At 69.1% G+C, this 10,878-nt stretch carries 10 protein-coding genes; all 10 read right to left on the bottom strand.

Going from position 1 to position 10,878, the window contains the following annotated elements; translation table 11 throughout:
• Positions 1-312 precede the first annotated feature (312 nt).
• Complete coding sequence (locus tag C1I98_RS27410; protein WP_111170300.1) at positions 313-1,521, bottom strand: FAD-dependent monooxygenase; 1,209 nt, start codon at positions 1,519-1,521, stop codon at positions 313-315.
• Positions 1,522-1,632: 111 nt separating this feature from the next.
• The gene (locus C1I98_RS27405) at positions 1,633-1,959 is read right to left on the bottom strand and encodes a putative quinol monooxygenase (protein ID WP_111170299.1); all 327 of its coding nucleotides are present in this window, start codon (positions 1,957-1,959) and stop codon (positions 1,633-1,635) included.
• 163 nt (positions 1,960-2,122) lie between these two features.
• Positions 2,123-3,751 (bottom strand): flavin-containing monooxygenase, encoded by a 1,629-nt coding sequence (locus C1I98_RS27400; protein ID WP_233508234.1) that lies wholly within the window; start codon positions 3,749-3,751, stop codon positions 2,123-2,125.
• A gap of 57 nt (positions 3,752-3,808) precedes the next feature.
• A complete protein-coding gene (gene phzG / locus C1I98_RS27395; protein ID WP_111170298.1) occupies positions 3,809-4,453 on the bottom strand; it encodes a phenazine biosynthesis FMN-dependent oxidase PhzG in 645 nt (214 codons plus the stop codon).
• A 32-nt stretch (positions 4,454-4,485) separates the two neighbouring features.
• Positions 4,486-5,349, bottom strand: a complete 864-nt coding sequence (locus C1I98_RS27390) for a PhzF family phenazine biosynthesis protein (protein ID WP_111170297.1) — start codon at positions 5,347-5,349, stop codon at positions 4,486-4,488.
• Positions 5,346-7,250, bottom strand: a complete 1,905-nt coding sequence (locus C1I98_RS27385; RefSeq protein WP_111170296.1) for an anthranilate synthase family protein — start codon at positions 7,248-7,250, stop codon at positions 5,346-5,348. Before C1I98_RS27385 ends, C1I98_RS27390 begins: the two co-directional genes overlap by 4 nt.
• Positions 7,247-7,870: an isochorismatase family protein gene (locus C1I98_RS27380; protein ID WP_111170295.1), complete on the bottom strand. Its 624-nt coding sequence runs from the start codon at positions 7,868-7,870 to the stop codon at positions 7,247-7,249. Before C1I98_RS27380 ends, C1I98_RS27385 begins: the two co-directional genes overlap by 4 nt.
• 29 nt (positions 7,871-7,899) lie before the next feature.
• Complete coding sequence (locus tag C1I98_RS27375) at positions 7,900-9,072, bottom strand: 3-deoxy-7-phosphoheptulonate synthase (RefSeq protein WP_111170294.1); 1,173 nt, start codon at positions 9,070-9,072, stop codon at positions 7,900-7,902.
• Between the two features lie 100 nt (positions 9,073-9,172).
• Positions 9,173-9,661 carry a PhzA/PhzB family protein gene (locus C1I98_RS27370; RefSeq protein ID WP_111170293.1) on the bottom strand — a complete coding sequence of 163 codons (489 nt, stop codon included), beginning with the start codon at positions 9,659-9,661 and terminating at the stop codon, positions 9,173-9,175.
• 120 nt (positions 9,662-9,781) lie between these two features.
• Entirely contained in the window at positions 9,782-10,846 is a 1,065-nt protein-coding gene (locus C1I98_RS27365; RefSeq protein WP_233508233.1) for a ParB/RepB/Spo0J family partition protein, read from the bottom strand.
• Positions 10,847-10,878 lie beyond the last annotated feature (32 nt).

Raw genomic sequence — 10,878 nt, 5'->3', positions numbered from 1 at the left:
GTGTTTAAGAGACAGGGGGGGGGCCGGCCGGGCCAGGGGGGCGGGCCAGGATGTCACCTTTTCTTGGAGCGGTACGTCATAGTCGGTGACACGATCGGTCGCGCGGAGGCCGCCGGTGACCGGCGCGGGCAATTCATTGCCACGCCGGCGGCCCCTGCGTTTTTGAATGTGGTTCCCCCGGACCCGGAGGTGAAGGCTCGACGAGTGCCAGGGAAGTGGCGGGTGCTCTTACCGGATGCGTTCCTAGTGTGGCCGGATGAATTCGGCCGCATTTATCGAGGGGCTCCGGGAATTTGTCGTGCCGTCTTTTGTTCAATTGGCCGACTGGTGCCGCTCGACCACCGCGCGATAGCTGCTGGTGATGTCGGCGAGGGCGCTTCCCTGGTCGCCGCGGTCACCCTGCGCGACCGCGCGCTCGGCGCCGTCCATGTTGCGGTTGGCGAGCACGATGGCCGTCGTCGCCGGTCGGCGGACCGCCTCGTAGCGTTGCAGGGCGGCGGGGATGTCGCCGCCGGCCGCCAGCTCGATGGCCAGGGTGGTGGCGTCCAGGATCGCCTGTGAGCCGCCGTTGGCCCCGATCGGGTACATCAGGTGCGCCGCGTCGCCGAGCAGGGTCACCCGGCCGCGGCCCCAGACCGGCAGTGGGTCGCGGTCCACCATCGGGTAGGTCAGGATCCGCTCGCTGCGGGACAGCAGGTCCGCGATGTCGAGCCACCCGAGGTCCCAGTTCGCGTAGTAGGGCAGGACATCTTCGAGGCTGCCCGCGCGGCTTTGGACGTCGTCGGCGTCGGTGTGCATGGAGACGATGCACACCCAGTTGACCAGGGCCTTTCCGCGCCGGGAGTGCCGCGCGGACATGGGGTAGGCGATGATCCTGGTGGTCTTGCGGTCGTTGACCAGGATCATGGTGCGGCCGTCGAGGAACTCGTCCATCTCGGTGACGCCGCGCCACATCCGCACGCCCCCGGGGGAGATCTTCCCGGCACCGGGGTGGAGCTGCGCGAGGACCGCCGAGCGGGCGCCGTCGGCACCGATCAGGGCGGCCCCTTCGAAGGCGGCGGCGCCGGTGGAGCGACTGTGGGCATGGACGCGGACGCCGCCGCCGGTCTCCTCGAAGCCGCAGACCTGGGCGCCGGTGCGCACGGCGTCGTCGCCGAGCCGTTGGCGCACCGCGTTGAGCAGCATCACCTGCAACTCGCCGCGGTGCAACGAGTACTGCGGGCTGGAGTGCCCGGCCGCGATGCCACGCGGCTCGGCCCACAGAGTCGTTCCGCGATTGTCCAGGTAGCGGTGCTCGCGGGTGGGGATGCCGGTCTCCGCGAGCGCGTCGCCCAGTCCGAGGGCGGTCAGTTCGGCGATGGCCGCGGGCTGGATGTTGATGCCCACGCCGAGCGGCCGGATGTCATCGACCGCCTCCAGCACGAGGGCCCGGATGCCGTGGGCGTGCAGGGCGAGGGCCGCGCTCAGCCCCCCGATTCCGGCGCCGGCGATCACGATGTCAGCGGTGTCCTGGGTGCTCATGACAGAGGTGCTCCCTGCGCCGATGAGGGGGCGAGGACTGGAACCCCGGCGGGGCGGCCCGCCGGGGGGCTTCCTGCCCGGGAATGGCGTAAGCCCTGAGTGCCCGGGAGGTCAGGCGTGGTGGATGGCGTTCACGGAGTACAGGCCGGGGCCGGGGGTGCCCAGCTCGGCGACCCTCTTGGCGAAGGCCTGCGCCTCGGGGTCGCTCAGGAGGGCCTGAACGTCGGCCGGGCTACGCCACTGTGCGTAGTTGATGACCCGCTTGCCGTCCTTGCTGGCGATGATGTTGACCGAGACGAATCCCGGCTTCTGGGAAATCACCTTTTCCGTCCCCTCGTTCAGGACGGCGATGAGCTCCTCCTGCTTCGCGGGGTCCACGTCGATGACGTTGATGAAAGTGGCGAGCTGGTCGTCGGTGCGAATCGTCGTTTCACTCATGCTCCATATGCTAACGCCCCCCGGGTGCGCTAACAAGGAATTCGGCTTGGTGCGGATCTGTGCAATGCACACCCCCAGGACGCGGAATTAATAACTAAAGAGGACGATCCGGGCAAAACCCGAATCGTCCTCAACCGCATGGCCGAAGCCGCGCTACTCCGCACTACTGCATGGTGAAGCCCTCGTAACCGCCGGTGACCACGGCGTCGAGCTTCTCACGGTAGGACGCCAGCCCGCCGAAGTAGAACATCGCCCTGTTCTTCTTGCCCGGGATGTTGGCCCCGAAGATCCACGAATCGACCTTCGGGAAGAGCGTGAAGTCCGCCGACTGCTGGCAGGTGACCGTCCAGGTCTCCTCGGCGGCCCTGACCGCCTCGACGGCGGGCCGGCCGGCCGCCTCCGCCGCGTCGATCAGCTCGGTGAGCCACTCGACCTGCGTCTCGATGGCCGGGGGCAGGTTGCTGAACACGCTGTTCGGGCCGAGGATCATGAACATGTTCGGGAAGCCGGTGACGGCCAGGCCCAGGTAGCTGGTCGGGCCGTCGGACCAGTGCTCGTTCATGCTCAGGCCGCCGCGGCCCCGGATGTCCATCCGCTTGTAGCTGCCGTCCACCGCGTCGAAGCCCGTCGCGAACACCAGGACGTCCAGCGGGTGCTCGACGCCGTCCTCGGTTATCACGCCGGTGGGCGTGATCTCCCGGATCGGGTTCTCCTTGATGCTGACGAGCGTGACGTTGTCACGGTTGAAGCTCTCGTAGTAGTCCTCGTTGCAGATCGGACGCTTGGCGTACGGGTCCGTGGGGCTGAGCTTGCGCGCGGTCTCCGGGTCCCGCACGATCTCCTTGATCTTCAACCTGATGAACTCGGCCGCGGCCTCGTTGGCGGCCGGGTCGGTGGCGATGTCGGAGAACGTGCCGAACATGAACCGGAAGCCGTTGCCCTTGTCCCAGTTCTCCTGGAACACCCGCCGGCGCTCCTCCTCCGACACGCTCATGGCCGGGACATCGCTCTCCTCGAACCCGCACGCCACCCGCGACCGGCGCACCTGCCGCCAGATCTCGTCATAGTTGGCGCGGTACTCGGCCAGGTACTCCGGGCTCACCGGCGCGTTGCCGGACGGGACGTTGTACTGCGGCGTCCGCTGGAACACCGTCAGGTGCTCAGCGATCTTGGACGCCGCGCAGACGAACTGCGTCCCGGTCGAGCCGGTGCCGATGAGACCCACCCGCTTGCCCTCGATGGAGAGGTCGTCGGGCCAGGAGCCGGTGTGGACCAGCCGGCCCTGGAAGGTGTCCCTGCCCTTGATGTCCGGGAAGTTGGCGGCTGATAACGGGCCGAGCGCGGAGAGCAGGTAGCGTGCCGTGAACGACTCGCCGCCGTCTGTTGTCACCGTCCACAGATTGGCCTCCTCATCATAGACGGCGGCCTCGACGGTGGTGTTGAGCTGGATGTCCTTGCCCAGGTCGTACCGGTCCACGACGGCCTGTAGATAACCCAGGATGTCCCGCTGTGGAATGTAGCGCCGGTTCCAGGCGAGCTCCTGGGCCAGCTCCCGGTCGAAGGAGTACCGATATACCAGACTCTCCGTGTCGGACATGGCGCCGGGATAACGGTTCCAGTACCAGGTGCCGCCGACGCCGTCCGCCTTGTCGAAGCAGCGGACCCGCAGGCCCAGCTCGTTGCGGAGCTTGTGCACCGCGTAGATCCCGCCGAACCCGGCGCCGATGACGATCGCATCGAACCGGGCTTCGGCGCTATGGCCGCCGGCGGTGTGAGTAGTGGTTTGGGACACTGAGTTCGCCTTTCTCATCATGTGATCTGTTGGAGAGGGGTGATCGGGGACGGACGGTCAGGGCTGGAGCCGCGCGACCTCCCAGCCGTCCGTGCGCCGCTCGTAGCGCAGCCTGCGGTGCAGCCGGTCGGACGCGGCGGCCCAGAACTCGACGACGACCGGCTCCAGGCGGAAGGCGGCGAACCGCGGCGGGCGCGGCAGCGGGAGCCCGGACGCGCCCAGGCGCTCGGCCTCCTCACGCAGCCGGGCGATGTCCGCGAAGTCGGTGAACGCCTCGCTCTGCCGCGAGGCCGTGGTCATGGAATGCAGCGGTACCGGGCGGGCGTTCCACAGCGACTCCGCCTCGGAGTCGCTCAGCCGTACGATCGGCCCGGAGATGCTCAACTGCTGCGCGGTCTCGCGCCAGTAGAGCATCCCCGAACCCCAGCCGGTCGCCGCGATGTCGCGCGCCTTCCTGCTGGTGAGGTGGCTGGTGAAGATCACGCCCCGGGCGGAGACGTCGACGATGGCGACCATCCGGTTGGAGGCGTGGCCGTCGCCGTCCGCGGTGGCGAGCGCGAGGGCCAGCGGCTCGCGCACGCCCAGCTCCTTCGCGGTGGAGATCCACTGCTGAGCCAGGCCGAGCGGCTCGGCAGGCGGCAGGTCGTACTCCGGAAAAGCGCGGTCCGTGCTCCCGCTGATGGTCTCGAACTTGCTGCTCACGTTCACCTCCCGGTGAGGGGCGCCGGGGCGCCTCAGACGTAGATCAGGCCGCGGGCGACGGTGACGCCCGAACCTTCGACCCGCACCGACGCGATGCGGTCGCCCGCGCCGTCCGCGCGGGCCCGCATCAGCGAGGGGCGGCCCATCTCGACCCCCTGGTGGATGTCGATCCACTGGCCGAACCGCACCCGGCCGTGCCGGGCCAGATGGATGGCGAGCGGCCCGGCGGCCGAGCCGGTCGCCGCGTCCTCGGTCACCCCGTACGCGGGCGAGAACATCCGGCTCCGCCAGCTCGTGCCGGAACCCGCGTAACAGTTGGTGGCCATGTCGGGAAAGTCGGCCAGCGCCCGGTGGTCGGGGTTGACCGCCGACAGCGCGGGCACGCTGGGCAGCCCCACGAAAACGTGCCGCGGGCCGTTCGCGTAGATCTCCACGGGCAACTCGGGCTCGGCGACGCCGAGGGCGGCCAGCAGCTCGTTCGCGCGGTCGAACTTCGTCCACACCGGGATCGGCTGTTCCATCTCGGCGGCGACGACCTTCCCGCCGGCACGGCGCAGCGCGAAGTCGATGATCCCCATGGCGGTCTCCAGCCGGAGCCGGTCGCCGGGGAACGTCTCGCCCAGCGCGACGGCCGTGCCGAGCAGCGGGTGGCCGGCGAACGGAAGCTCGTTGACCGGGGTGAACACGCGGATGTGCGCGTCGCCGCCCTGCTTGGGGGAAAGGACGAACGTCACCTCCGACAGGTTCATCTCCCTGGCGATGCTCTGCATCCGGCCCGCGTCGAGGTCGTCGGCGTCGAAGAACACCGCGACCGGGTTGCCCTGGAGCGGGGTGTCGCTGAAGGCGTCCACGACCACGTAGGTGTGGCCGCGTTGTGCGGTCTGGTTCACCGTCATGTGCTCAGCGCCCTTTCGATGGAGGAGCCGAGGATGCGTGGCCCGTTCTGGGTGAGCACGGACTCCGCGTGGAATTGCAGGGAGGAGAAACGCGGGCCGTGCAGTGCGTGTACCTCGCCGGTCACCGGGTCACGGCAGATCCGTACCGTGCCGACGCCGCCGATCGCCGCCGTGTCCAGTTCCGAGCGGGCCGCGAAGGTGTTGTAGAAGCCGACCCGCTCGGGCTCGCCGAACAGGTCGATCTCCATTTGCAGCCCCTGGTTGGGGGCCTCCTTGCGGCGCACCTCGAAGCCGAGCCGGATGCTCAGGACCTGGTGGCTCAGGCAGACCGCGAGGAACGGCCGGCGCTCGCGCAGCAGCGCGTCCACCGCCGCCCGCAGGTAGGCGATCTTGGGATGGGTCTCGTCGCGGGGGTCGCCGGGGCCGGGTCCGAGCACCACGAAGTCGTAGCCCTCGAACGACAGGCTCTCGCCGTGCCCGCGCACGGTCACCGGCATGTCGAGTGAGCGGAGCTGGTGGTCGAGCATCGAGGTGAAGGTGTCCTCGGCGTCGATGATCAGCGTTCTGCGGCCGGCCAGCCGCGGGATCCCGGGCGTGCGCCCGGGCGTGGAGCCCAGCCAGAAGCCCGCGATGGTGGCGTTGCGCCGCTCCAGCGCGTCACGGACGTCGGGGTGCGTGCCGAGCCGTTCGGCCTGGGTGGTGCGCAGGGCGGCGAGCAGGCCCGCCGCCTTGGCGTTGGTCTCGGCGACCTCCGCGAGCGGGTCGGAGTGGCGGACCAGCGTCGCCCCCACCCCGATCCGCGCCTGGCCCTTGCTGTCGATGTCGGCGGTGCGGATGAGGATGGAGGAGTCGAGCGTGCGCTCGCCGTTCGCGTCGCGTCCGATCAGCGCGGCGACGCCGCTGTAGTAGCCGCGGCCCTGCGGTTCGTGCCGGCCGATGACCCGGCAGGCGTTCTCCAGCGGGCTGCCGGTGACCGTCGGCGCGAACATCGACTCGCGCAGGATGTCGCGTACGTCCCAGCGGCTGTCGCCCTCGATGACGTACTCGGTGTGCGCGAGCCGGGACATCTCCTTCAGGCGCGGGCCGACCACCCGCACCCCGGGCTCGCAGATCCGCGTCATCATCTTCAGCTCTTCGTCCACGACCATGTAGAGCTCGTCGGACTCCTTGCGATCGGCGAGGAAGTCCATGACGCCCGGCAGGGTCGGGCCGGAGGGCGGATAGCGGTAGGTGCCGCTGATGGGGTTCATCGTGACGACGCCGTCGTTCAGGGTGATGTGCCGCTCCGGCGACGCGCCGACGAACGTACGGGTGCCGGTGTGGACGATGAAGGTCCAGTACGCGCCGGACTCCATCTGGAGCAGCCGGCGGAACAGGGACATGGCGCTGCGCGGCGTGTAGCCGTCGATCTCGACGACGAACGACCGCTTGATCACGAAGTTCGCGCCCTCGCCCTCGCCGATCGCCTCCTTGATCACCCGGCGCACGGTCTCGGCGTAGTCGTCGTCCGCGACGTCGAAGCGCCCCTCGGAGACGGCGATCGGCAGGTCCGGGATCCGGGCAAGGGCGTCGGCGATCGGTACCGTCCGCTGGCCGGTCACGATCATCGCGATCAGCGGGGCGCCGTCGTCGGCGCAGATGAAGCCCCGCTCGCGGATCTGCCGGTAGGGGATGAGGGCCAGTACCTCGTGCCGCGGCCCGCCGTCCGCCGGCGCGGGGTCGCGGGGCAGCGGGATGTCGGCCAGCGCGGTCACGGTGGTGACCTCTCCGATCAGCACGTCGAGAAGGTCGGGACGGTTGGCCTCCGGCCGGTGCAGCAGCGCGAAGGCGGTCGCCTGGAGGTCCACCACCGTGGCGAGCAGATCGCCCTCGGTTCGCACTCCGGGGAGCGGTCCTGTCATGGGAACACCTCCTTCGCCGTGACCACCACCGCGCAGCGTTCGGCGGCGTAGTTGAGGGTCAGCCGGTGGTAGGCGGCGGTGAAGTCGCCGATCGCGTCCCCGGCGAGGAACGTCTGAAGATCGTTCGTGTAGGACTCGATCGCCGTCGCCAGGATCCCGACGTGCGCGTACACGCCGCAGATGACCAACTGGTCCCGGCCGCTCTCGCGGATGCGCGCGAGCAGGTCGGAACGGAAGAACGCGCTGTAGCGCAGCTTGCCGAACATCCAGTCGCCGGGCGCGGGGGTCAGCTCGTCCACCACGGCCTGCTCTTCCGGGGTCCGGCGCATGCCGGGGCCCCAGAAGTCCTTGAGGAGCCCGCGCTGCTCCTCGGTCATGTCGCCGGGCTGCGCCGTGTATCCGACGGGGACGCCGAGCGCGGCGGCGCGGGTTCGGAGCAGGGCGATATTGCGGATCAGTTCGGCGCGCATCTGCCCGGGGAACGGGCTGAGGAAGTACCGCTGCATGTCGTGGATCAGCAGGACCGCGCGATCGGGGTCGGGCGTCCAGGTGGCGATGCTGCGGGGCAGGTCGCCGGCGGTGGGCAGGGGATAGGGCTCGATCGGGGGTATGCCGGGCATGGCCGTCCTTTCTGGTCGGATCGTCCGCCTCACTCGCCCCAGGCCGAGATCACCGAGACCGCCTGCCACAGCGTCAGCCGCGGATCGCACAGGCTTTCGTAGCGATCACCCAGCGACTCCAGGCCCGCCGGGTCGGCGACGCATTCGGTGACGTCATCGGGGGTGGTCTCCAGGTGCAGGCCGCCGGCCAGGCCACCGGCGTGCTCCACCGCGCGCACGAAGTCGCGGACCTCCCGCATCAGCGTCTCCACCACGCGGGTCTTGCGTCCGTCGGCCGCGCGGACCGTGTTGGCGTGCATCGGGTCGCACAGCCAGATGATCGGGTGCCCCGCGTAGCGCACCGCCTCGACCAGCGGGGGCAGCTTCTCGGCGACAACGTCGGCGCCCATCCGGGCGATCAGGGTCAGCCGTCCGGGAACGCGGTCGGGGTCGAGCTGCTCGCACAAGGCGAGGGCCTCCTCCGGGCTGACGCCGGGCCCCACCTTGCAGGCCACCGGGTTGTCCACCTCGGCGAGCATGGCGATGTGCGGGCCGTTGACCTGGCGGGTGCGTTCGCCGATCCATGGCCAGTGCGTGGAGGTCAGGGTCAGCGCACCGGCCGTGGCCTGGCGCAGCATCGGGAACTCATAATCCAGCAGCAGCGCCTCGTGGCTGGTCCACACCGGGGGGTCGCTCACGGCGCGGGAGAACGGGCCGCGCCAGCCCAGGTGCTCCATGATGTCGCTGGCCGCCATGTACCCGGTGAGGAGGCGCAGCGGGTCCGGGCGCCGGCTCTCCATCGTGGGCTCGGGGCCGTTCACCAGGTGACCGCGGTACGCGGGCAGGGTCAGGTCGCCGACCTTCTCCACCGGGCTGGACCGCGGCTTGGCGAACTGGCCGCCGATCCGGCCGACCCGGATCACCGGTTTATGGCTGATCATTTTCAGGGCGCCGGCCATCACGTCCAGGGCGGCCGACTTGCGGCTGATGTGCTCCGCCGTGCATTCCTCTGGATCTTCGGCGCAGTCCCCGGCCTGGACGATCAGGGCCCTGCCCGCTGCCACTTCGGTGAGGTGGGTATGTAAGGTGCGTACGTCTTCGGCCCGCACGAGCGGGGGACGTGCCGCCAGGACCTCACTGACGCGCTTGACTTGTGAGGTGTCGCTCCACTCCGGCTGCTGCTGCGCTTCGCTGAGCCGGAGTCCTGCCATGGTGCTGTCCATGGGTCTCCACTGGTCAAAGGGACCTGGGCCGGGTCGGGGTCGAGGACGCCCGCCCGGCCAGATCGGGAGGTGCGACATGTGTGGAGCCGTTACCTCCGGCTCAGGTGGGAATGCCCTCGCGCTTGATCTCAGGTACGGGGATGCCCAGTGCGCGCAACTGCTCGAACGGGTTCATGAACTCCCGCTGAAGCTTGATCTTTCCGTTCTCCAGGAGGAAGGAGTGCAGGAAGTGGTTCTTGTAGTGGCCGTCGGGATACCCGGGGAAGAGGATGGCGCCCTCGCCGTCGCACTCCACCCAGAAGAAGTTGGGGTCCTGTGTCTCGAAGATCTGGATGTTGGTCCAGACCCAGTCAGGGAAGCAGCGCAGCGACCAGACCGCGTGCTCGCCCAGCCGGTCCCGGCCGCGGATGGCGATCGGGGCACCGGTGTCGGTGGTCCAAAGACCGCCTACGCCGTCCTCGGTGAAGAGCAGGTGCCGGCGCAGGCGGTCTTGCCCGAGAGTATGCATGTACTTTTCGACCGTCGCTCGGTTCAGTTTGCGGAGCTCGTCTTCCGCCTGGTTTCCGGACGGATAAGCGGGGCTCGTCATGATTAACCTCCTCCGGCTCTTCGGCGACGATAATTCACCGACCCGGAAAGCGGAAGAATTTCAATGACGGCCCATCTTCTGCGAACGGCCGGGAATGGTCATGTGTTCGACTTGCGCGGTCTACTGAGGTACCATGTTCGCTAGTTTCTTCCAGTCCTCGCAGCGCTTGAGCACGATGGCTCGGATCAGTGGCACGCAATGCGGCGGAATCGCCTCGGCGATCTCCTCCCATTGGGTCTGGTCCATTTCGGTTGCGAGCAGAATCCGCAGAAGCATCCGGCGCGACTCGGTGGCGCGCATGGATGGGTCGCGGGCGAGCTTGCGTACCGCGGTCGCGGTCTCCACGGCGTTGGCGCAATCCCGTGGGGGCCGTCCCGGCCGGCCGCGCGCCGGACCGCCCGCGGGCACGGGAGCAGGGGAGCGATCGGGTCCGGGCGGCGGCGCCGTCCCGGCCTGGCCCATCGGCCTGGCGGGCGCGGCACGCAACTGCGCTGGGATCGGATCCTGGCCACGGCTGAGACGATCCCGCACGTCACGGACGGTGCCAACGGAGAGCCCGGTGCGCCGGGACAGCTCCCGCAAGGAGATCTCGGAGTCGTTCTTCAGCAGGGCCGCGGCGCTGCGCCGGCCCTCTGCACTGCTGATCGGCCGCACCTTGCCGTCCCTGCCGATCCGGCTGCCGGAGTGCGCGTCCGCGCCGGAGCCCGCCTTGCGGCGCAAGGCCCCCACGGTGAACGGGCTCAGGCCGGTGGACTCGGCCACGGCACGGTCGGACCAATGCGGATGCGACTTAAGGATGCGCTGCGCCGCCGCCTTTCGCTCCTCCATTGTCAGCGGCAGGCCATGCCTGATGTTGAGCTGCGCGGAAAGGACGAAGGCATCGGCCTCGCTGCCGTCGAAGAACTGGACGGAAATTTCGGTGCGGCCTCTTAATATGGCGGCCCGCAGGCGGTGCGCACCGTCGATCACACGCATCGTCGGGCGGTGTACGAGCAGTGGGTCGATATCGTTGCCCGACTCGACGATGAGGCGGACGTGCGCGGGGTCCTCGCCCCTTTTGCGCGGCGACATCGACGGCATCAAATCCCGGATGGGGACGCTTTCGGCGGGCAGGTCGCGGAGCAGATCGGACACCTCGGGAGCAGCATTACCCGACTGCCCGATATCGGCCATCTGGATTGTCACTGCTGGAAACCTTCCTAGACAAGGGGCGGGTG

Source organism: Spongiactinospora gelatinilytica, assembly GCF_003236385.1.
Taxonomy (GTDB): Bacteria; Actinomycetota; Actinomycetes; order Streptosporangiales; family Streptosporangiaceae; genus Spongiactinospora; species Spongiactinospora gelatinilytica.
The sequence above is the reverse complement of the archived record's forward strand: the minus strand, read 5'-3'. Positions and strand labels throughout refer to the sequence as shown.